The organism is Sporosalibacterium faouarense, from assembly GCF_016765695.1.
Lineage (GTDB): Bacteria > Bacillota > Clostridia > Tissierellales > VENL01 > Sporosalibacterium > Sporosalibacterium faouarense.
The window spans coordinates 13,391-35,310 of the sequence record NZ_JAETGO010000066.1 but is presented as its reverse complement, the minus strand read 5'-3'; the positions used below and the strand labels follow the sequence as shown (position 1 = coordinate 35,310).

At 31.1% G+C, this 21,920-nt stretch carries 21 protein-coding genes; 16 read left to right on the top strand and 5 right to left on the bottom strand.

What is annotated here, in order from left to right; translation table 11 throughout:
- Nucleotides 1–20: 20 nt before the first annotated feature.
- The 16 genes from JMO20_RS12400 to JMO20_RS12325 all read left to right on the top strand — a co-directional run bounded on the left by JMO20_RS12400 (nt 21) and on the right by JMO20_RS12325 (nt 16,599).
- Nucleotides 21–737 (top strand): PrsW family intramembrane metalloprotease, encoded by a 717-nt coding sequence (locus tag JMO20_RS12400; protein ID WP_279380123.1) that lies wholly within the window; start codon nt 21–23, stop codon nt 735–737.
- A gap of 153 nt (nt 738–890) precedes the next feature.
- Nucleotides 891–2,156: a CapA family protein gene (locus JMO20_RS12395; RefSeq protein WP_202709996.1), complete on the top strand. Its 1,266-nt coding sequence runs from the start codon at nt 891–893 to the stop codon at nt 2,154–2,156.
- Nucleotides 2,157–2,295: 139 nt separating this feature from the next.
- On the top strand, nt 2,296–3,123 hold the full coding sequence (gene cdaA, locus JMO20_RS12390; protein ID WP_202709995.1) for a diadenylate cyclase CdaA: 828 nt from the start codon (nt 2,296–2,298) through the stop codon (nt 3,121–3,123).
- On the top strand, nt 3,110–4,414 hold the full coding sequence (locus JMO20_RS12385) for a CdaR family protein (RefSeq protein WP_202709994.1): 1,305 nt from the start codon (nt 3,110–3,112) through the stop codon (nt 4,412–4,414). The genes cdaA and JMO20_RS12385 overlap by 14 nt, the downstream gene beginning before the upstream one ends.
- Before the next feature lie 48 nt (nt 4,415–4,462).
- On the top strand, nt 4,463–6,181 hold the full coding sequence (locus JMO20_RS12380) for a sigma-54 interaction domain-containing protein (RefSeq protein WP_279380122.1): 1,719 nt from the start codon (nt 4,463–4,465) through the stop codon (nt 6,179–6,181).
- Nucleotides 6,182–6,475: 294 nt separating this feature from the next.
- Nucleotides 6,476–7,567, top strand: a complete 1,092-nt coding sequence (gene buk, locus JMO20_RS12375; RefSeq protein ID WP_202709992.1) for a butyrate kinase — start codon at nt 6,476–6,478, stop codon at nt 7,565–7,567.
- Nucleotides 7,560–8,465 carry a phosphate butyryltransferase gene (ptb, locus tag JMO20_RS12370; protein WP_202709991.1) on the top strand — a complete coding sequence of 302 codons (906 nt, stop codon included), beginning with the start codon at nt 7,560–7,562 and terminating at the stop codon, nt 8,463–8,465. Before buk (JMO20_RS12375) ends, ptb begins: the two co-directional genes overlap by 8 nt.
- Before the next feature lie 37 nt (nt 8,466–8,502).
- Nucleotides 8,503–9,579, top strand: coding sequence for a butyrate kinase (gene buk, locus JMO20_RS12365; RefSeq protein ID WP_202709990.1), 1,077 nt, complete (start codon nt 8,503–8,505; stop codon nt 9,577–9,579).
- Between the two features lie 53 nt (nt 9,580–9,632).
- The gene (locus JMO20_RS12360) at nt 9,633–10,307 is read left to right on the top strand and encodes a nucleotide-binding protein (RefSeq protein ID WP_202709989.1); all 675 of its coding nucleotides are present in this window, start codon (nt 9,633–9,635) and stop codon (nt 10,305–10,307) included.
- Between the two features lie 163 nt (nt 10,308–10,470).
- On the top strand, nt 10,471–10,701 hold the full coding sequence (locus JMO20_RS12355) for a 4Fe-4S dicluster domain-containing protein (protein ID WP_202709988.1): 231 nt from the start codon (nt 10,471–10,473) through the stop codon (nt 10,699–10,701).
- Between the two features lie 23 nt (nt 10,702–10,724).
- A complete protein-coding gene (locus JMO20_RS12350) occupies nt 10,725–11,789 on the top strand; it encodes a 3-methyl-2-oxobutanoate dehydrogenase subunit VorB (protein ID WP_202709987.1) in 1,065 nt (354 codons plus the stop codon).
- Nucleotides 11,789–12,535 carry a thiamine pyrophosphate-dependent enzyme gene (locus tag JMO20_RS12345; protein ID WP_202709986.1) on the top strand — a complete coding sequence of 249 codons (747 nt, stop codon included), beginning with the start codon at nt 11,789–11,791 and terminating at the stop codon, nt 12,533–12,535. The genes JMO20_RS12350 and JMO20_RS12345 overlap by 1 nt, the downstream gene beginning before the upstream one ends.
- Nucleotide 12,536: 1 nt before the next feature.
- Entirely contained in the window at nt 12,537–13,073 is a 537-nt protein-coding gene (locus JMO20_RS12340; protein WP_202709985.1) for a 2-oxoacid:acceptor oxidoreductase family protein, read from the top strand.
- 146 nt (nt 13,074–13,219) lie between these two features.
- Complete coding sequence (locus JMO20_RS12335; RefSeq protein ID WP_202709984.1) at nt 13,220–13,744, top strand: sigma-70 family RNA polymerase sigma factor; 525 nt, start codon at nt 13,220–13,222, stop codon at nt 13,742–13,744.
- Nucleotides 13,734–15,221, top strand: coding sequence for a DUF4179 domain-containing protein (locus tag JMO20_RS12330; protein WP_202709983.1), 1,488 nt, complete (start codon nt 13,734–13,736; stop codon nt 15,219–15,221). The genes JMO20_RS12335 and JMO20_RS12330 overlap by 11 nt, the downstream gene beginning before the upstream one ends.
- 481 nt (nt 15,222–15,702) lie before the next feature.
- On the top strand, nt 15,703–16,599 hold the full coding sequence (locus tag JMO20_RS12325) for a YitT family protein (RefSeq protein WP_202709982.1): 897 nt from the start codon (nt 15,703–15,705) through the stop codon (nt 16,597–16,599).
- Nucleotides 16,600–16,890: 291 nt separating this feature from the next.
- On the opposite strand, the gene JMO20_RS12320 is transcribed toward JMO20_RS12325, so the two are convergent.
- The 5 genes from JMO20_RS12320 to JMO20_RS12300 form a co-directional block, all read right to left on the bottom strand.
- A complete protein-coding gene (locus tag JMO20_RS12320; protein ID WP_202709981.1) occupies nt 16,891–17,052 on the bottom strand; it encodes a class IIb bacteriocin, lactobin A/cerein 7B family in 162 nt (53 codons plus the stop codon).
- Between the two features lie 43 nt (nt 17,053–17,095).
- Entirely contained in the window at nt 17,096–17,263 is a 168-nt protein-coding gene (locus JMO20_RS12315; RefSeq protein WP_202709980.1) for a class IIb bacteriocin, lactobin A/cerein 7B family, read from the bottom strand.
- 54 nt (nt 17,264–17,317) lie between these two features.
- Nucleotides 17,318–18,040 (bottom strand): flavodoxin family protein, encoded by a 723-nt coding sequence (locus JMO20_RS12310; RefSeq protein WP_202709979.1) that lies wholly within the window; start codon nt 18,038–18,040, stop codon nt 17,318–17,320.
- Nucleotides 18,041–18,118: 78 nt separating this feature from the next.
- Nucleotides 18,119–21,046 (bottom strand): type 2 lanthipeptide synthetase LanM, encoded by a 2,928-nt coding sequence (lanM, locus tag JMO20_RS12305; protein ID WP_202709978.1) that lies wholly within the window; start codon nt 21,044–21,046, stop codon nt 18,119–18,121.
- A gap of 49 nt (nt 21,047–21,095) precedes the next feature.
- On the bottom strand, nt 21,096–21,563 hold the full coding sequence (locus JMO20_RS12300; RefSeq protein ID WP_202709977.1) for a hypothetical protein: 468 nt from the start codon (nt 21,561–21,563) through the stop codon (nt 21,096–21,098).
- Between the last annotated feature and the right edge of the window lie 357 nt (nt 21,564–21,920).

Sequence of the window (21,920 nt, the reverse complement as noted above, 5' to 3'; positions counted from 1 at the left end):
CCTATTAACACAATAGGAGGATGAAGAATTTGGTCACCAGATTATTTGTAATTGCAGTTACTCCGGCTATTTCTATTGCATTTGCAGTGTATTTAAGCGATAGATACGATAGGGAACCTATAGGTTTATTGTTGAAAACCTTCATATTTGGAGCACTATCAATATTGCCCACTATAGTTTTTGAAAAGTTTTTTATGTATCTTAATGTTTTTGGAGGAACTTTAGGAATAGTATTTACGTCTTTTATAGTTGCAGGCTTTACTGAAGAATTTTTTAAGCGAGAAATAGTCTTAAGAATAGTATATAAGAACTCTAATTTTGATGAGAAACTTGATGGGATAGTATATGCAATATTTTCTGCTCTGGGATTTGCCACTGTGGAAAATATAATGTATGTAGTTTTTAGGTTTGGCTATAATCCATATGTTGGAGTTTATAGAGGAGTCCTTTCTGTTCCAGCCCACGCAATTTTTGCAGTAACCATGGGATATTATCTCTCTTTGGCAAAATTTTCTAAAGATAAAGCCAGTGAAAGGCACTATCTAAAAAAGTCTCTATATATGCCAGTAATTCTGCATGGTGTATTTGATTTTATTCTTATGGCTAAAATACCTATATTAGCTGGTTTATTTATACCTTATGTTATATATATATGGTGGATAAATCAAAAGAAATTGAATCACTATATGCATGAATCAAAATTAAAATATGATAGACTAAATGATAGGAAAGAATAATTAAAGTAATTTTAAAAAAATAGAGGAATTTTAATATAATTATAGAAATGTTAAATCATTTAGAGAATTAAATATTTTTGAAATCAATTTAGGATTAGACATAGTAAAAAATATATAAGAGTAGAATATATTCTATAGAAAAGGAGAGTTTAGATGAGCAAAAAAGTTAAGAATAGTAAATATAGATTACCTATAGTAATATTGCTACTTATTCTAATAATAACTTCTGGAAAGTATATCTCAGGGAGATTTGGGACAAGTCATATAGAAGATGATGGTCAAAAAAATATATCTAGCTCTAAGTTTTTAAATTTTCATAGACCTAGACATATCTTAGAATCTCAGATGAGTGATGGTGATTCTCACTTTATATTACCGAATAAAACTGCAACTATTGTAGCTACGGGTGATATTATGTTTCATACTACCCAAATAATTAGTGCATTTAATAAGGAAAATGGAAGATATGACTTTAGATCTGTCTTTGAAAAGGTTAAGCCATATATAAGCTCTGCTGATTTAGCTATAGCTAATTTTGAATCAGTTGTTGCAGGACCACAATATAGATATACTGGGTATCCTACCTTTAATAGTCCGATAGAAACTCTACAGGCTTTAAAGGCTACAGGTCTAGATGTTTTATCAACTGCCAATAACCATAGTTTAGATAAAGGGAAGCATGGTCTTATAAATACTATAGATAAAATAAATGAATTAGGTATGGATAGTATTGGAACATATAAAGAGCCAAGTGAGAGAGTTAGGATAAAAGAAATAAATGGAATTAAAATAGGGCTACTAGCCTATACTTATGGATGTAATGGCTTAGAAAGCTTATTAACCACTAGTGAATTAGGAACAATGGTTAATATTATAGATGAAAATAAAATCAAGAGAGATATTGAGAAAGCAGATGAATTAGGAGCGGATATTACAGCAGTGGTTATACATTGGGGAAATGAATATCAGCTTAGCCCTAGCAATGAACAAATTCAATTAGGGGAAAAAATGGTACAATGGGGAGCTGATATAATATTAGGTTCTCATCCTCATGTTATTCAAAAATCAGAGATTATCAATCATAATGGTTCAAATAAATTCATAATATATTCCATGGGTAATTTTATATCTAACCAAAGAAGAGAGACCTTAGATTTAAGAAATGATAAATATACCGAAGATGGTATAATTGTTAAATTACAAATTGAAAAAGATGCTTTTAGTGGTGAAACAACTATAAAGGATATAGATTATATTCCTACCTGGGTAAATAGATATGAGGGTTCAGATAAATTTGTATATGAAGTATTACCAACTACAGATTATTTAGGTAATAAGGACAGTGAACTCAGTGAAGAAGTTTACTCAAAAATTGAAGAATCATATAATCAAACGATTAGTAAAATGAGCCAGCAATGAGTATTCTTATTTCTGGCTATATTTTGTTTAAAGAGGTATTTTAAAAGGATGATATTTATTATATAATTAAATATAAGATTAACTTTTTGAACTTTTCTGTAAATTTGTAACAAATTATTTTTGTATAGGGGTGTATGGGTTGCAATATATGAAAGAGCTGTTTCTAAATATAAGAATTAGAGATATTATTGATATAGCTATAGTGGCATTTGCCTTTTATAAACTATTTATGCTTATAAGGGAAACTAGAGCCGAACAGTTGATTAAAGGGATTATATTGCTACTTGTCGCTACTAGGATGAGTCAGATACTTGAGCTATATACAGTTCAATGGATACTTGAGAAGACAATGACAGTTGGAGTTATAGCTCTTTTGATAGTTTTTCAACCTGAACTTAGAAGAGCCCTGGAGTATTTAGGACGGAGTAGGCTTTTTACTAAATCCTTTGTAGAGATAAAGGATGAAGCTATGACCGGTTTGATTGAAGAGATAGTTGAAGCTGTTGCATCCTTATCTAGACAGAAAATAGGTGCACTTATTGTTTTTGAAAGGGATACTGGTTTAAATGAGGTTGTTGAGACTGGGAGTAGAATTAATGGACAGGTCTCTAGTGGACTTTTAATTAATATTTTTATACCTAATACTCCATTACATGATGGTGCCGTTATTATAAAGGATGAGACAGTTAAAGCGGCAGGTTGTTTTTTACCATTGACAGATAATTTGCATTTAAGTAAGGACTTAGGAACTAGACATAGGGCAGCTTTGGGAATAACAGAAAAATCTGATGCAATTGCTATAGTCGTTTCTGAAGAAACAGGAGCAATATCTACAGCTGATAATGGAAGCCTATCTAGATATTTAGATATACAAACCTTAAGAGGTACACTAAAAGACATATATAAACCTAATAGCCAAAAACAAAGTATATTCAATAAATGGAGGCAAAAATATGGTGAAAAATAAAAAAAGAAATATAACCATAAGAATTTTAGCCGTTTTCATTGCAACAATATTATGGGTTTATGTTATGGGAGAGGTTAATCCTAGGATAACTAAGGAATTTGCAAATATAAAAGTAGCTTTAAAAAATGAAGATTATATTACTCAATCAAATTTATATATAATGGAGCCCAATGAGGTTCAAATTTCAGTGAAAGTTAATGGAAGAAGAAATGATGTATTAAATATTACTGAAAAGGATATAAAAGCATATGTAGATTTAATAGGAGCTACAGATGGGATGCAGAGATTCCCTATAGATATAAGCCCCTTAGATAATATGGAGATAGAAAGCTATACTCCTAAAGAAGCCAAATTTAAAATTGATGAAATAATATCTAAAAAGATACCAGTATCTATACAAAAGAGTGGAAGTGTAGTTGAGGGATATCATACAGGAAATGCAATAGTAAAGCCTGAATCTGTTCTTATAAAAGGACCAAGGACTTGGGTGAATTCTGTTAGTAAGGTTGTAGCGACAGTCGATGTGGCTGATGCAAACGAAGATCTAGTAGTGAATGTACCATATAATGTATTAGATGATAAGGGTAAGGAAGTAAATCTAGTTGAAAAGGAACCAAGTAATGTTGAGATAACGGTTCCTATCCTAAGGGGTAAAAATCTGTCAATAGAACCTCAGATTGAAGGATCACCTTTTAGAGGATATGAAATCACAGGAATTAAAACTAGTCCAAATACTATAGAGGTAATGGGTTCTGAAGAAGCCATTCAAAATGCTTCAGCGCTTTTAACTAATCCGATTGATGTAAGTTATCTAACATCTGATTATTCGACTGAAGTAGAATTAATAATTCCAGAAGGGCTACGAACTGTTAACTCACAGACTGTAGCAAATGTTGAAATAACTGTAGAACCAATAGTAGAAAAAACTTTTGAATATACAATTGGAGACCTAACATTCCTTAAAATAGCAGAAGGATTAGAGGTTAATGAGGATTCAGTTGAGAATAAAGTATCAATCACAGTTAGTGGAATTGAAAGTATAATTAATTCAATAGAAAAAAGAGATATAACCTTATATGTAGATTTAGATGGATTGACAGAAGGGGAACATAAAGTAGAAGTTAAGGGATTAATAGATGAAGAGGTAGAAATAATTAATATAAGTCCAAAAACAATTAATATGACACTAGAAAAGATAAATGAAGACGCTGAAGAAGTTGATAATCAAAATCCTAATGATAATGAAAATGATAGTGATCAAGCAACTAACACTAGTCAATCAAATGATTAGAGTGTTTTACTCAATTAGATAAATTATAAAAATGCAAGGAGGATGAATTTGAGAAAGGAACTAGAAGTAATACTCAATTCGACCCACGATGCTATGATTGCAGTTGATGAAACTGGTACGATTACTTTGTTTAACAAGGCAGCAGAACAATTGACCGGAATAGATGCAAGCTATGCTTTAGATAAGCCTGTTAGAGACGTTATAAAGAATACTAGATTAATGTATATATTGGAAACAGGAGATTTTGAGTTAAATAGACAGCAAGATCTAGAAGACATTAAGATAATTACAAATAGAATGCCAGTAAATGATAAAGAAGGTAATATAATAGGAGCAGTAGCAGTTTTTAGAGATATAACAGATATGCTAGATTTGACATCCCAAAATACCGAACTTGAAGAGATGCAAAGCATGTTAGAAGCAATATTTGATTCAACGCAAGATGCCATATGTGTGGTGGATCAAGATGGAATCTATGTTATGATAAATCCTGCATATACAGAGGTCACAGGACTAAATAAGGCAGAAATTATAGGTAAGCATGCAACAGCAGATATTGCTGAAGGGGACAGCATTCATATGAAGGTATTAGAAACAAAAAAGCCCATAGAGAATGCACGCCTTAAGGTTGGTCCGTATAAAAAAGAAGTAATTGCTACAGCAGCCCCCATAATAGTAGATGGAGAGTTAAGGGGTAGTGTAGGAGTACTGCATGATGTGTCAGAGATAATTCGCCTAAATAATGAGCTTAGAGAGGCGAAGCAGATAATTAGAAAGCTTGAAGCAAAATATACCTTTGATGATATAGTTGGAAATAATAAACTTTTATTAGCTGCAATAGAAAAGGCAAAAAAGGCAGCTGAAACACCTGCTACGGTAATTTTAAGAGGTGCAAGTGGTACTGGTAAGGAATTATTTGCCCATGCTATACACAATGAAAGCAATAGAAAATTTAATCAATTTGTAAGAGTAAATTGCGCCGCTCTTAGTGAAAGTCTTCTTGAAAGTGAGCTATTTGGATATGAAGAGGGAGCATTTACAGGGGCTAAAAAGGGTGGTAAAAAAGGATTGTTTGAGCAAGCTAGTGGAGGAACCATTTTCTTGGATGAAATCGGTGAAATTAGTTTAAACACTCAGGTAAAACTCTTGAGAGTATTACAAGAGAGAGAAATTGTAAGGGTTGGTGGAACTAAACCTGTAAGTATTAATGTAAGAATAATTGCCGCCACTAATATGGATTTAGAAAAGGCAGTTTTAGATAAAAAATTTAGAGAAGATCTATATTATAGGCTAAATGTATTTCCTATAACTATTCCAACTTTAAATGATAGAAAAGATGATATATATAATTTAGTCCTTTATTCAATTAAGAAGTTTAATCAAGAATATGGTAGAAGAGTAATTGACATATCTGACGAAGCGCTTAAAGCTTTAAAGGGACATGATTGGCCTGGTAATGTAAGAGAACTTGAGAATGTAATTGGTAGGGCTATAATAAGTATGAGAATTGGTGAAGGAGAAATACTAACTGATCATCTTCCAGAGCTAGGGCTACACAATGCAGATATATTGGACAATAATAAAGCTGAACTAAATTTAAGAGACAAGACAGAAAATGCAAAGCTTAGTGATGTCATAGAAACTGCTGAAAAGAATCACATTGAAAAGACTTTACGAAAATGCAAAAATAAAACCGATGCTGCAAGGGCTATGGGAATATCGATTAGAAATCTTTATTATAAATTAGACAAATATAATTTGAGTTAGTGCAAAAAACTATGCAATATTTTGCAAGAATGAATTATGATGCAAAGCATTGCGTGCAAAACATTGCAAGGAAAATCATTTTGTTAACAAATAATACAAGGGGATGTGAAAACATATGACTTTTACATCTCTTTTTTATTTGAAGTAAAATAATTAAACCTAGGAAAATAGACAATCCTTAACTATAAAATTTAATAAATTGGAAAAAATAATTTTATATCTTAAGAAACATAATAATTGGTATAACAATTGCATTATTAATTTATTGGAATAAAATCGATTAGGGGTGAGGAGATGGAAAGAAAATACATACTAGCGATAAACCCAGGATCAACTTCTACAAAGGTGGCTGTATTTCAAAACCAGGAAAAGGTTATCCTAAAAAAGATTGAACATGACTCGGACGAATTATCAAAATTTGATAGTATAACAGATCAATATGAATATAGGCTTAATTTGATAGTAGACTGGCTTCAAAAAGAAGGAGTGGCGAAAGCTTCTTTAAAAGCAGTAGTAGGGAGAGGTGGTCTTTTAAGACCTATGCCTAGCGGTACTTATCTAGTTACCGATAAAATGATTGAGGACCTTAAAAAAGGTGTACAAGGTGAACATGCTTCTAATTTAGGCGGAATTTTAGCTAGAGGCATCGCTGATGAAGAAGGAATTCAATCCTATATAGTAGATCCAGTTGCAGTGGATGAATTTGATGACATCGCAAGGATATCAGGAATACCAGAAATAGAGAGAAGATCACTATTCCATGCTTTAAATATTAAAGCTGTATCACATAGAATTGCCAATGAATTAAATAAAGATTTAAATGATTTAAACCTAATTGTTACACATCTTGGTGGCGGAATTTCTGTAGCTCCAATGCAAAAGGGTAGAGTAATTGATGTAAATAATGCTAACGAAATGGGACCATTTTCTCCTGAAAGAACAGGTGGATTACCTTCAGGGGATTTGGCAAAAATGTGTTTCTCTGGCGAATATACTTTGAAAGAAATTAAGGCTAAGATAAAAGGCAAAGGTGGCTTAGTTGCTTATCTAGAAACCAATGATGCAAAACTGGTAAATGAAATGATAGATAATGGAAATGAAAAAGCTAAATTAGTCTTTGAAGCAATGAGTTATCAAGTAGCTAAGGAAATTGGTGCTATGGCTACTGTATTAAATGGTAATGTTGACCATATTATTTTAACTGGTGGTTTAGCATATTCTAAGCGATTAACTGACAAAATAACTAAGATGGTCGAATATATTGCGCCAGTAATCCTTCACCCAGGAGAAGATGAGTTAGAAGCATTAAATGAAGGAACTCTTAGAGTTATTGAAGGTAAAGAAAAAGAAAAAATATATGAAGATGAGGTGGAGATTAATGATTAAGAGTTTTAACGATGTTTTAAATCTAGCAAAAGAAAGAGGACCAAAAACTATTTCTGTAGCAGTGGCTCAGGACAAAGAAGTACTAATTGCAGTTAAAAATGCAAATGACATGGGAATTGCAGATGCTATTCTTGTTGGAGATAAAGAAAAGATTGAGAACGTAGCTAAAGAAATAGGAATGGATATTTCAAAGTTTAGGATAGAAGATATCAAGGATCCAGCAGAGGCATCTAGAAAAGCAGTTGAGCTTGTAAGTAGTGGAATAGCTCATCTTGTTATGAAAGGGTTAGTTGATACTTCAGTTATTTTAAAAGCAGTTCTAGATAAAGAAATTGGTCTTAGAACAGATAAGGTTCTTAGTCACGTGGCTGTATTTGACACTGAGCATTATGATAAGCTGTTACTAGTTACAGATGCTGCAATGAATATAGCACCGGATCTTAACCAGAAGAAGCAAATAATAGAAAATGCAGCTTTTGTTGCTCATTCAGTTGACATTGATAATCCTAAGGTTGCAGTAGTATGTGCAAAGGAAAAAGTAAATCCTAAAATGCCTGCTACTGTAGATGCTAAAGAGCTTGAAGAGATGAATCAAAGAGGAGAAATCAAAGGATGTATGGTTGGTGGACCATTTGCTTTAGATAATGCAGTATCTAAGGAAGCTGCAGAGCATAAAGGTATAGACCATCCAGTAGCTGGAGATGCAGATATTATTTTAGCTCCAAATATTGAGTCAGGAAATGTTTTATATAAAGCTTTAAATTTCTTAGCTAAATCTAAGAGTGCTGGTATCATAGTAGGTGCAGCTGCTCCTGTAGTATTAACATCAAGGGCAGATAGTGATGAAGCAAAGCTTAACTCAATAGCATTGGGAGTTTTAATGGCGTCAAAGAAATAATTTATTATAAACTAAATAAGACTAGGAGGGGAAGGTAATGGCAGAAACATATAGGATTCTAACGATTAATCCAGGATCTACTTCCACAAAAATCGCAATATTTGACAATGAAAAATTAGTTTTAGAAGAAACTTTAAGACATTCATCAGAAGAAATTGGTAAATTTGAAAAATTATTTGATCAATATGAATTTAGAAAGAATATAATTCTTGAGATTCTTAATGAAAAAGGAATTAATATTACTAAATTAAGTGCTGTAGTAGGTAGAGGTGGACTATTAAAACCTATATCAGGTGGTACTTACGAAGTAAATGAAAAAATGCTTGAAGACCTAAAGGTAGGAGTTTTAGGAGAGCATGCTTCAAATCTAGGTGGAGTTATTGCAAATGAAATAGCTTCACAATTAAACATACCAGCATTTATAGTTGATCCAGTTGTTGTCGATGAAATGGATGACGTAGCAAGAATTTCTGGTATGCCTGAGTTAGATAGAAAAAGCATTTTTCATGCTTTAAATCAAAAAGCAGTTGCAAGAAGAGCTGCTAAAGAAATTGGTAAAAATTATGATGAGTTAAACTTCATTGTTGCTCATATGGGTGGTGGAGTATCAGTAGGAGCTCATAAACAAGGAAGAGTTGTAGATGTTAATAATGCCCTTGATGGTGAAGGTCCATTTTCTCCAGAGAGAGCAGGTGGTCTTCCAGTAGGTGATTTAGCAAAGCTTTGCTTCTCAGGGAAATATACATTAGCTGATATCAAAAAGAAGATTAAGGGACAAGGTGGATTAGTTGCTTATCTTGGAACAAATGATGGTATCGAAGTAGAAAAAAGAATCAATGCTGGTGATGAAAAAGCTGAGTTAGTATTTAAAGCTATGGCTTATCAAATAGCTAAAGAAATCGGAAGCTGTGCAGCAGTATTAGAAGGTAATGTTGATGGAATCATCTTAACTGGTGGTATAGCTTATGGTAAAGAATTCGTTAAATGGATAACTGATAGAATAGGATTTATATCTAAAATATTTGTTTATCCAGGTGAGGATGAATTAATTGCTTTGGCGCAAGGTGGATTAAGGGTATTAAGAGGCGAAGAAAAAGCCAAAATATATGAGTAAAAGATAAACTCTTTCATAAGGTGGCAAAACTATCTGAAAGATAAGGTGATTTTATGTTAAATGATAAAAGAATTAGGATAATTACAGGGCACTATGGAAGTGGAAAGACAGAATTTGCAGTAAACTATTCATCAAAACTTGCTAAAGAAGGTAAGGATGTAGTATTAGCTGACTTAGATGTAGTTAATCCATACTTTAGAAGTAGAGAAAAAACTGAGGAACTATCTAAGGAAGGCGTAAAGGTAATAGGCAGTTCAATAAAAGGTAAAGGTTCAGATGTACCTGCTGTATCAGCAGAAATAAATGCACCTCTACAAAATGAAGAAGTTGAAGCAATACTTGATGTAGGTGGAGACCCAGTTGGGGCTAGGGCATTAGGAAGATATGTGAACTATCTAAAGGATGGAAAATACGATATGTTTTTTGTTCTAAATGCAAATCGACCTGAGACTCAAACAGTAGAAAAAGCTATATATTACATTAGAGAAATAGAAAGAATTTCTAGAGCTAAGGTTACTGGATTAATAAATAATACCCATCTATTGAAGAGTACTACTGTTGAGGATGTTCTGGAAGGACAAAAATTAGCAGAGGAAGTCTCTAAGGAAACTGGAATACCAGTAAAATATGTTTCTGCTTTAGAGAATATTGCAAAACAGCTTCCTGAAGATATAGAGGGAGAAGTATTCCCTATTAAACTTTATATGAGAGATGAATGGATGAGCTAAATGCTAGCATTACTTTTATGATTAAGAGCAATGAGATGACTTTATTATAGAGGGCTTTCCTAATATTTATGATCATAGTGTTTTAATCATAAAAGTGTTAATAAATATATATCACTATAAATTTAATTTATGTTAACATAACCGCAAAGGGAGGGTTGTAAAAATGGCAAAGGCAAAGGGTAAGGTTACTTTTATTGAAGACCGTTGTAAAGGTTGTGAATTATGTACAACAGTATGTCCAGTTAACATTGTAGTAATGAACAAAGAGAAGATAAACATTAAAGGATATCATCCTGCTACAGTAGTTGAGATGGATAAATGTATAGGATGTGCTAACTGTGCAGTGATTTGTCCTGATGTAGTTATTAAAGTTGAAAGAGAAATAGAGAAATAATATTTGAGGAGGGAAAATATAAAATGGCAAAAGTTTTAATGAAGGGTAACGAAGCCATAGGTGCAGCAGCTATAAAAGCTGGATGTAAATATTTCTTCGGATATCCAATAACACCACAAAATGAACTTCCAGAATTCATGTCTAGGGAGTTACCTAAGGTAGATGGATGTTTCGTACAAGCTGAAAGTGAAGTTGCAGCAATTAACATGGTATACGGTGCAGCAGGTGCAGGAGTTAGAGTTATGACTTCTTCTTCAAGTCCTGGAATCGCACTTAAGCAAGAAGGTATTTCATATATAGCAGGAGCAGAGCTTCCATGTGTTATAGTAAACATAGTTAGAGGAGGTCCTGGTCTAGGTGGTATCCAACCAGCTCAGTCAGATTATTATCAAGCAACAAGAGGTGGAGGAAATGGTGACTATAGACACGTTGTTTATGCACCTGCAACAATCCAAGAAACTGTTGATTTGGTAATGGAATCTTTTGATGTTGCAGACCAATACAGAATTCCTGTTATGGTTATAGGTGACGGTATGATTGGTCAAATGATGGAACCAGTAGAATTTAATGAGCCTAAGAGAAGAGAATTACCATCTAAGGAATGGGCTACTGATGGTACTAAGGGAGAAAGAGAACCTAATATCATAAACTCATTATTTATAGATCCAGAAGAATTAGAAGTGCATGTAAACGAAAGATTAGAAAAGAAACATGCAATAATTACAGAAAAAGAAGTTAGATTCGAATCATATAATGTTGAAGATGCAGATGTTGTATGTGTTGCATATGGTACAACTTCAAGAATAGTTAAGAATGCCATAGCTAAATGTGAAGAAGAAGGATTAAAAGTTGGTTTAATAAGACCAATAACATTATGGCCATTCCCAGATAAAGCATTTGAAGCAATTACTGATAAAACAAAAGGTATCTTAACAGTAGAAATGAGTACTGGACAAATGATAGATGACGTTAAAATAGCTATGAATGGTAGAAAGCCTGTATATTTCCATGGTAGAACAGGTGGTATGATACCTAATCCAGATGATATTGTTGCTGAGATTAAGAAGATTGTAGGGGGTGAAAAGTAATGGCTTTAGTATTTGATAGAACTAAAGGTTTAACAGATAAAATATTCCACTATTGTCCAGGATGTACTCATGGTATTATCCATAGACTAGTGGGTGAAGTATTAGAAGAGCTAGACGTATTAGGAGATACTATAGGTGTTGCTCCAGTTGGATGTTCAGTTTTTGCATATGACTACTTTAATTGTGACATGCACGAAGCTGCTCATGGTAGAGCACCAGCAGTTGCAACAGGAATCAAGAGAGTTCGCCCTGATAATGTTGTATTTACTTATCAAGGAGATGGAGACTTAGCATCAATTGGTACTGCAGAGATAGTTCACGCTGCACACCGTGGAGAGAAAATAACTACTATATTCGTAAATAATGCTATTTATGGTATGACTGGTGGACAAATGGCTCCTACAACATTAATAGGACAAAAAGCTACAACTTCTCCATACGGAAGAACTAAGGAGCATTCAGGAATGCCTCTTAAGGTTTCTGAAATGCTATCAACAATAGATGGAGCTGTATTTGTAGAGAGAGTATCTGTACACAATGCTGCTAACATCAGAAAAGCTAAAAAAGCAATCAAAAAAGCCTTTGAAGTTCAATTAAAAGGTGAAGGCTTCGGTATAGTTGAGGTATTATCAACTTGTCCAACAAACTGGGGTATGACTCCTGTTGAAGGACTTAAGTGGTTAGAAGAAAATATGCTTCCTTACTATCCATTAGGAAACTTTAGAACACCTCAGGAGGTGGAGTAGAATGCAAGAAAGAGTAATTATGGCTGGATTTGGTGGTCAAGGTGTTATGTCAATGGGTCAGTTATTAACTTATGCAGGAATGATTGAGAATAAGAATGTATCATGGTTACCATCTTATGGACCAGAAATGCGTGGAGGTACTGCTAACTGTAATGTAATGGTATCAGATGAGCCTATAGGTTCTCCTATAGTTACTGAAGCTACTGCTACTATTGCTATGAATAGACCTTCATTAGATAAATTTGAAGCAGATGTAGTAAAAGATGGAAATCTTTTAATAAACAGCTCTTTAATAGATAGAAAAGCAGAAAGAGATGACTTAAAAGTATACTATATCCCTGCCAATGAAGTTGCAGTTGAATTAGGTAACTCAAAAGTAGCAAACATGGTTATGTTAGGTGCTTACTTAGAGCTAACAAAAGCTGTTAAAGTTGAGTCAATTATTGAAGCTCTTAAAAAGGTATTTGGTGAAAGAAAAGCTCACTTAATTCCTTTAAATGAAAAAGCCCTTGCAAAAGGTGCAGAGCTTGTTAAATAAATAATAACATACAGCAGAAAAATAAAAAGGCATGTTGGACATTGCGTCTAGCATGTCTTTTTATTTTTTGCTTTTTTCAAAAATTTGCTATTACAAAAAACTTTTTATATTATTTATTTATCTAATACATGAAGGGAGGAATGAGAATGGATGAATTATTAATAAAGCAGGCGCAAAAAGGAAATAAAGAAAGCTTTACTAAATTAATGCTTGAAGTTAAAGACCAAGCCTATAAAATAGCCTATTGCTACTTACATAATGAAGAAGATAGTGTGGATGCAGTATGCAATGCAGTTGAGAAGGCTTACAAAAATATTAAAGGCTTAAGAAATCCTAAATATTTTAAAACATGGTTTATACGAATAGTTATTAATGAGTGTAAGACTGAGTTAAAAATTAGAGAGAAAATAAATAATATTAAGATAGAATTACAGAATGAACAAACCTTTTCAAATAATACAATTCAAAAGTATAGTATAGAGAGTCTGTTATCACACATACCTGAAACAGAAAGATCCATGATTCATATGAAATACTACATGGGATATACACTACAAGAAATAGCCGAAATACTAAACATACCCGTTGGAACTGCTAAAACGAAAATTTATTCAAATATAAAGAAATTAAAATCTATTCTTAATGATAAGGAGGGATATTGTGACTTTTAATGATAATTATAATGAAAAAGAGCTAGATGAATTTATGAAAAAGCTTGATAAAAAATCAATCAATGTTCCAGACGAGCTAGAAGATAAGATTTTAGGAAGGATTAATAATATAAGGGTTAAAAGGAATAGACGATATATCCCTATAAAAATATTATCATCATGTTTAGGCGTATTAATTTTATTTACTGTTAGTGTAAAGGTAAGTCCTAAGTTTGCAGCACATGCTTCAACTATTAGTTTTTTAAAGCCAATAGTTGAATGGTTGAATGGTGTGGATAAGGGAGTTCAGACAGCCTATGATAATGGATATCAGAAGATGCCTAAGGTAGTCCATAAAGAGAAGGGATATACAATTATTATAGATAATATTTTTATGGATTCTGATAGATGTAGAATGACAATAGAGATAAAGGGTGATAAAATTAAAGACCTTTTAGCAAATTATGAGAATCCAAATATATACCTAAGCACCAATTGTCTAAATGGAAATCACTGGCATAGCTATCCTGGAATGGAAAATTATAAATATAATTCAAATTCATTTATTAGAGATTTTGAAATAAGATTCAATCCAGTAACATTTGAACAATTTATGAAATCAAATAATGATAAACTATCTGTGTTTTTAAGTATTAAAGAAATGCAAAGTAGTGAAAGCAATGATGAAAAGGCAATAGAAAAATTCGATACAATAGAGATACCTCTTGAAAAAGAGCATATAAAGATGCCTAAAAAATTTTATCAAGGAAAAGAACTGAAATTTAGAAGTACAAATTTTAAAATTACAGATTTAATTATTAATCCAACAAGGATGAATATAAATTTAGATGTGAAAGATAAACCGGGTTACAATTTTGAAAGCTTTCATAATGTGTATTTAAAAGATAGTGAGGGTAATATCTATGCCCAAGAGGGCTTAATGACAATTTTCAGAAGTGAAGGACGAAGGGATAAGTACACTAAAGGCAGTCTATATTTCATACCATCTATATACTTTAAAGATAAACCCAAGGATTTATATCTGTGTATAGAGGGCTTATATTATATGAAGGATAAAGAAAAGGAAGTAATTTTAAATATTAATGATGAATACCCAAAGGAAAAAAAGATAAGTGATCAAAGTGTTATATTCTATAAACCGACAAGAGACGATAATGGAAACTTAGTAGTAGAATTTGATACGTCAACTGATCTTGAATATCTGAAACCAGAGAATAAGTATATAGAAGGTCAAAAGAATTTTAATTCTGAAGAAATAAATGCAAGGAATAGATATTATCTTGGGCCTTTAGAAGGAAAAATATTAAGTAGAAAAATAGTAGGTGGTAAGATAATAGAAGGAATTGAGTATATAACTACAAAATGCACAATTCAAATAGGTGAAAAAGAAGAGTCTAAGTTCTATCTTGATGGAGGTGGTGATTACAAAGGTTATTTAGATGATACTAAGATGGAAATTAAATTAGATATGGAATAGAATGGCATGATATTAGAAGTGTACAATTACTGGCTATATCCTTTTATTCTTTAAAAAATGAATGGAGGAAATAAATGAATTAGGAAATAGGGTGTATCATAATGATATGCCCTATAAGTTTTATATAATATTCTTTTTTATGAAATTGGTGATAAATAAAAGTATTGAGAAGTTGTATATAAAACCATATGAAGGATTCAAATATTGATGATTCAGTATTTAACAGTTTAGAATTATTTTCACATAAAAACTAACTTTATAAGGTGTACATCAGATTTAATCCTGCAAAAAAATATTTACAAACATAACACATATCATTGTTGATTGTGCAATTTTCAAGGTTTTATCAAAAATCAAGAAGCTCAAAACAATTACGAATTTTTAACACAAATAATATGAAAAGCCTATTGTATTATAGAAATCATGATTATATAATGGGGTTAAAATAAGGGGTAACCCAAAAAGAAGGAAGGGCTAAAAGATGTTACTTGCAAAAAAAGCAAGGGCAAGACAAGTAAGAGTAGGAGTAAAAGATTTCGCTGAACCTTTAAGTAAATTAGGGATAATATTTATTGCAAATTTCATATGTGCTATAGGGTTTAACGCCTTCTTTATTCCTAACCAATTATTAAGTGGTGGCGTTGTAGGATTAGCCATAATGACACATTACTTAACAGATTTACCAACTGGACTAATAACTTTATTTATTAATGTTCCAATTTTTATTATTGGGTCTAAATTAGTAGATAAGAAATTTGCCTTTTATAGCTTCTTATCTATGTTAACACTTTCATTTTTATTAGAAGCAACTCGAGGTATTCATCAATATATACAGACAGGTGATATGTTGATAGAAACTATTTTTGGTGGAGTTTTAATTGGCTTAGGTATGGGATTACTATTTAGAAATAGAGTATCCCAAGGTGGTACCGATATTATAGCAGCTATAATGAAAAAGAAATACAATATTGGGATTGGTACAGTTTTATTGACAGTAAATGTCCTAATACTAGGTATATCTTCTTTACTATTTGGATTGAGACCAGCTATGTATACTTTAATTGCACTTTATATTAGTTATCAAATAGTAGATAAGGTCCAACAAGGATTTGATACTAAAAAAACGGTTATTATTGTGTCTAGTAGACCACAAGAACTAGCCGACGCAATAATCCAAAAGCTTCATAGAGGAGCGACTTTTCTAAATGGAGAAGGGGCTTATAATAAAGATAATAAAAAGATTATATATTGTACGATTATGTCCACTCAAGTGAGCAAGCTAAAAAGTATAGTAGATGAAATAGATATAGATGCATTTATAACAATAAATGATGTTAATGAAGTTAAAGGAAGGGGATTTAAGTCTATAGGAATATAGCTTAAATAAACTTTATGAATTAAATATAAAGATTAACTAAAATTACAAGGTTAGTGATGACCTTGTTTTTTTATCCTTTAAATTCAAAAAAACTACTAATATTAGCAAATTATGTTATTATTTATTATAAATAGTGTTATACTATATAAAGGAGGCATGTACAACTTCTTATAAATAAAACTGTGCCACTACAATCACCTACCCATATACCAAGGGATTGCAATGACACAATTTATTTGTATAAGTATTTCAGATCTTAATTAACTTCACTAAGTAGTATAAGAGTTTAATTTAGTCAGTAACTATAGTTACTATAACAGAAACTGCTATACTTGCTCCTATACACCATAAGCTTGAAGTTACTGTAACTGGAGTTGGTGCAGCGCCTCCTGAAACATTAATCATTTCTTGCTCTTCTAATTCTTCGAAAGCTAATCCAACAACTTGACTCATTATAATCCTCCTTTCTTGTACAAATACTTAAAACGTTTAGATTCTAAAGATTTGTAGTAACAGTGTAGATAGTTGCTCCGATGCTGGCACCAATTAAGCAAGGTGCACTACTCCAAGTGGTTAATGTAACTGTAGGTACAGCTCCACCTGAGATGTTAATCATTTCCTGCTCTTCTAACTCTTCAAAAGCTAAGCCTATAACTTTACTCATAAATCTGACCTCCTTCCATATTGTATTTATTAATAATCATATAAAATATGAATATTAATCATGAATTAAGAAGTGCTTTTGGAATAGCTCTGCAAATGATTCTGATTCAAAATAATCCTTTGATGCCCAATAATTAGATTCAGCATTGTCGAGAGTAGGGGAGCTATACATATCTTTTAAGCTACGAAACAAGAATTCTTGTTTTTGTGTAGGTCTTATAAGAGTTCTATTAGAAATGGATTGGGAAATTTTATCAGAACTATCCTTTATTTTTTTATCTATTTCTTGCTGATTTAATAAATCTAAGGGTAAGCTTAGACTATCTATAACAATTATGCCAAACATACTCAAAACCTTTTGTAAGTAAAAATCTACATGCTCATTACCGTTAGTACTGGATACACTTACAGTAACTCCTAACTTTCCAATTAACTTAAATATATGTGCCCAGTGAGAAAGTCTATCTATAAGAGTTTTAGTATTTCCAGATACATGATGTAGATATACTGGACTAGCTATTATAATTAAATCTGAACTTAGCATGTCATTCTTTATTTTTTTCATATCGTCTTTTTCATCTAGAGGGCAAAATCCATTAAAAAAACAATTACAACAACCTGTACATTTTCTCATATCTATATTATCAGCACTATAGAGAACAGTATCTAAAGGTATGTCATTATTATTCTCAGAAAGGTTTCTTAGTAGTTGATTAACAGACTTCAATGTCTTAGACTCAAAGCCACGTTTACTACCAACATAAGTAAATACCTTCATATAAACACCTTCTTTCCTGATTTAGTACAAATAAAATGCAAAATTAGTTTGAAATAAATTACATTAGAATAGCAATTTCTAACTTTCTATATTCATTAAGAATGCATCATTAACCTTAGCGGGGTAAAGCATTCTTAAGATTGTATATGCAATACCTACCAGACCTTCATTAAGTCCTAAGGAATAGTAACCTAGACCATTAAAAATCCTATATTGATTATTTTTATTATAAGAAGTTAAAGTTAAATCAATTAGTTCTTTTGCCTTTGTAAAATAAGTATTGTTATTCAAATCTTTATTTAAAGTTAAGAGATTGTTTATATCTGAATTGATTCCAGTAAAATAAGAATCATAGGATTTTGATTTCCATAGTTCTAAGCTATCTGTAGAAAGAATTTCATCTAAGTAAGATTTTAACTTACCTTTAATATTATAATCCAAGCCTTGGAACGATTTCTTTATACTATGAGCCATCATGTGAGAATAAATGTCTAGCTCAACATTGCTAGATTCAACTAATTGCAATACAATATTAGATTTTTGTAAGTATTCCTGTTCTTTTGTAACTATAAAGGTGTTAAATAAACATTTGGAAAGCAGCAGTAGTTCTCCTATATTTTCATCTACTTTGTATTTCCCTAAATTTATTTCATTAACTACTTTAGAATATAAATGATTAATACTTTTTATTTTTCCTAAGATTTCTTCATCGTTATTTTCCTTGTAAGCTAATGTAAAGAAATAGTGAGCAGTAAGAAGCTCTTTTCTTTTTAAGAGCATTTTATTTGGGATTGTAAATATCTTATTTTTAATTTTTTCATAAATTTCTCTGTAAGAATCTTCCTTGAAAATATTATATAAATTATAGAAATAAACTCCTAAACCTGCTAAACCATCATATAAGCTCAGATCCATAACTGTAATAGTAGATGTCTTTTTGTCTATAATCTCCCATGTTAAATCACTCATATCCTTATTATATTGAATTTTATCTATTAGAATTTTGTTAATAGAATCAATATAACTATTATAATTATCAATAGGATCTACTTGATTTACTGATTTATTAATTTCGTTTATCCTAATCACATTATCCTTATGATACTGACTTAATGTTATTTTTATATATTTTATTTGTTTTTCAATGGCATCATTATCTAGGGAAGATATCTTGTTTCTAATTATATCTAGTGGATTAGAGGTTAAAATATCTTTTTCTCTTTCACCATTATCATAAATCAAATCTAAATTATTAACTGGTCTAAAGAAGACGGGGATATCATTCTGAGACATTGCCTCAATTTCTCTTAAGATTATTTTCTTATCTCTATATGGAAAGCTCATAAGATTGTCTAACAGCTTCTCCAAATAAACCATATCATTAAGATAATTAGGATGATTAATAAAGTTGCTTAAAGCACCATAATTAGCAGTAGCTTTTATAAGCAATCTTACAATAACCTCATCTTGGCCAAATAATTCATCTAATTTTTGTAGAAAGTTAGCTTTATTTTCTAAAATAAACTCACCCATAATATTAAAACCATTAATTATATCATCTACATAGTTGTAGAATGGAATTCTTTCTCCATTAAGCAAAGGAATATTCTTTGCATCAGATAATTCGGCATAATCATATTCAAATATCATATCTGATGTATTCACATTTTTAGGTTTTAGTACCTTAAAGGGAAGCTTTTGCTTTGTACCATTTAATGCGCTTATATCAACACCAGTGCCTTCTTCATTTTGATTTAAGCCTATAAGGGGTAATATCCCTATTGATAAAACTGAATTAGCAACATTACGATTAGTTTGGGTTTCAGCTAAATCTATCTCTTGATATATACCATCAGTATTTTGGAATAAAGTTTCTAAATCAATTATATAAGGAGTGTCCTTACTAGCGATAATATTCTCAAAATGTATGTCATTTCCTCCTAGAATATAGAGGAGCATTAAGTATTGTCCAACTTTATTATAATATTTGGCAATATCTTTTTCTGAGTCAGCTTCTGAATAATTAATATACTTACTAATGGTATAATCTTCTCTATATAAAGAACTGATATACTTGAATTCGCCTAATTTTGAGTTTTTATCTAAATTAATCCAATTTAATAATGAATAAAACCTTTCTTCTATCTTAAGATTCTTAGGCTTATAAACTACTTTTTCATTATTCTCAAAGACAAAAGTAAGAACAGCTTGTCCGCCTTGATGGGAATCTCCTTGACCACAATCCACATCGGTTAGCTTATTATTTGTTAAGCCAAACATGCTCTTTATTTCAATGAAATCACTATCTAGCCTATGTAAGGCATTTGAAAAATGTTTCTTGAAATTATCCAGTCTGGTTACAACTAATCTTGTCATTGTAGGATAACTATTATATAAATCAATCAGACCATCAAATGCACCATACTGATCTTCCAAAAATTTTTGAAAGGCTTCACTCTTATCATCAAAGCTTTCTTCATAGCCAGGATTACTATTTTTATAATTATGTAGCTCTAACGTGACCACCCTTATGGCGTATAAAGATAGGTTTCTAGCTATATAGTCAATTATTCTAATTGATGCATTCTTTTCAACCTTTATATTTTTGAGTTTCTTTACCTCATCCTTTAGAAAAAGAGAAAACTCATATATAAATGGACTTATAACATGGGCGAAGTTATCCTTTATTTCGATTTTCTCCATACCATTTGTTTTATACTCTTCAAGGATAAGGATTAATTCATTATACCAATCCTGATCTTTTAAATATTCAGATAAAACCTCTCTTTCAAAATCGTCAAAAGGCTTTATTCCATAGATGAATTCATCTAATGATATACCTTCAAACTCAAGCTTTAACTTTGTATCATTTATATTTGTTAATCCTTTAATATTAGTCCACCTATCTAAAAAACAGGTATCAGTTTTTAATTCAAAATTAGCTTCTTTGAAAGCGTCAATTCTCTCGTTAATCTTCAATGCATATATAAAATTTTTATTTAACATTTTCTTTACCTCCTCAGAATATATTTATGCATTTACTTGTCCATGGAGATTATTTAATTGCTGAGAAAATAGTTGTTTCAATTTCCTCATTTGCGTCAAAAGTTGATATTTCCTTTGGTAGATAGATATAAAGTCCAGGGTTGATTTTTACATCATTATTTTTAATGTAATTGCCAAAATTCTTAGTAGCACATGTAAAATCTTTAGGAGAACCTTTAAAATTTAATTTAACGACCTTTTCCCAAACAACCTTGTCTCTTACGGTGTACTTATCTTTAACTTTTTCAGTAGCCCTTGAATCTGAGATAATGAAGATTTCACTTTCTATAAGAGAGAGATTATCCTGTTTTGCAGTAGAGTAATTAACTGTGATTTGAGGATAAAAGCTTATGTTTTCTTTTTCTAAATCCTTTTTTAAATTTTGAATTGCTAAAAGGACTTCTTGCTGTGTTCCCTTAAGTTTAAGTGAAATTACATTATTAAATTCAAGATTTTCACTTAATTTAATATCATTCACAATAACGAACCTCCTTTAATTTAATTTTCGGTAAAAAGATTGAATTTAAAAAAACAGACGACTTATTTTATGTTTTTTTGATAAATGTCTATTTTTACAACGAAAGATTAGTTTTTAAATTGACTAGAAGGAATAAGAGTGAGATATCTGTAAGCTAGTCCTATTGTACAAGAAAGTAAACTAATTAACTAAATAGAACAATATTTCCATATTATAGAATTTAAGTTATTAATTGTGATAATAATATCATAAAAGTAATAGATTATACAAGTAAAAATGTAAAAAAAATTAATTTTATGTTAAAAATTTCATTAATACTATTGAATTTTTTGGGAACATTCAGTAAACTAAATATAA

Excerpts from the sequence above, each read along its gene's own strand:
- JMO20_RS12400 (WP_279380123.1), top strand. The coding sequence starts at position 21 with ATGAAGAATTTGGTCACCAGATTATTTGTAATTGCAGTTACTCCGGCT.
- JMO20_RS12395 (WP_202709996.1), top strand. The coding sequence starts at position 891 with ATGAGCAAAAAAGTTAAGAATAGTAAATATAGATTACCTATAGTAATA.
- JMO20_RS12385 (WP_202709994.1), top strand. The coding sequence starts at position 3,110 with ATGGTGAAAAATAAAAAAAGAAATATAACCATAAGAATTTTAGCCGTT.
- buk (WP_202709992.1), top strand. The coding sequence starts at position 6,476 with ATGGAAAGAAAATACATACTAGCGATAAACCCAGGATCAACTTCTACA.
- ptb (WP_202709991.1), top strand. The coding sequence starts at position 7,560 with ATGATTAAGAGTTTTAACGATGTTTTAAATCTAGCAAAAGAAAGAGGA.
- buk (WP_202709990.1), top strand. The coding sequence starts at position 8,503 with ATGGCAGAAACATATAGGATTCTAACGATTAATCCAGGATCTACTTCC.
- JMO20_RS12360 (WP_202709989.1), top strand. The coding sequence starts at position 9,633 with ATGTTAAATGATAAAAGAATTAGGATAATTACAGGGCACTATGGAAGT.
- JMO20_RS12355 (WP_202709988.1), top strand. The coding sequence starts at position 10,471 with ATGGCAAAGGCAAAGGGTAAGGTTACTTTTATTGAAGACCGTTGTAAA.
- JMO20_RS12350 (WP_202709987.1), top strand. The coding sequence starts at position 10,725 with ATGGCAAAAGTTTTAATGAAGGGTAACGAAGCCATAGGTGCAGCAGCT.
- JMO20_RS12345 (WP_202709986.1), top strand. The coding sequence starts at position 11,789 with ATGGCTTTAGTATTTGATAGAACTAAAGGTTTAACAGATAAAATATTC.
- JMO20_RS12340 (WP_202709985.1), top strand. The coding sequence starts at position 12,537 with ATGCAAGAAAGAGTAATTATGGCTGGATTTGGTGGTCAAGGTGTTATG.
- JMO20_RS12335 (WP_202709984.1), top strand. The coding sequence starts at position 13,220 with ATGGATGAATTATTAATAAAGCAGGCGCAAAAAGGAAATAAAGAAAGC.
- JMO20_RS12325 (WP_202709982.1), top strand. The coding sequence starts at position 15,703 with ATGTTACTTGCAAAAAAAGCAAGGGCAAGACAAGTAAGAGTAGGAGTA.
- JMO20_RS12320 (WP_202709981.1), bottom strand. The coding sequence starts at position 17,052 with ATGAGTCAAGTTGTTGGATTAGCTTTCGAAGAATTAGAAGAGCAAGAA.
- JMO20_RS12315 (WP_202709980.1), bottom strand. The coding sequence starts at position 17,263 with ATGAGTAAAGTTATAGGCTTAGCTTTTGAAGAGTTAGAAGAGCAGGAA.
- JMO20_RS12310 (WP_202709979.1), bottom strand. The coding sequence starts at position 18,040 with ATGAAGGTATTTACTTATGTTGGTAGTAAACGTGGCTTTGAGTCTAAG.
- lanM (WP_202709978.1), bottom strand. The coding sequence starts at position 21,046 with ATGTTAAATAAAAATTTTATATATGCATTGAAGATTAACGAGAGAATT.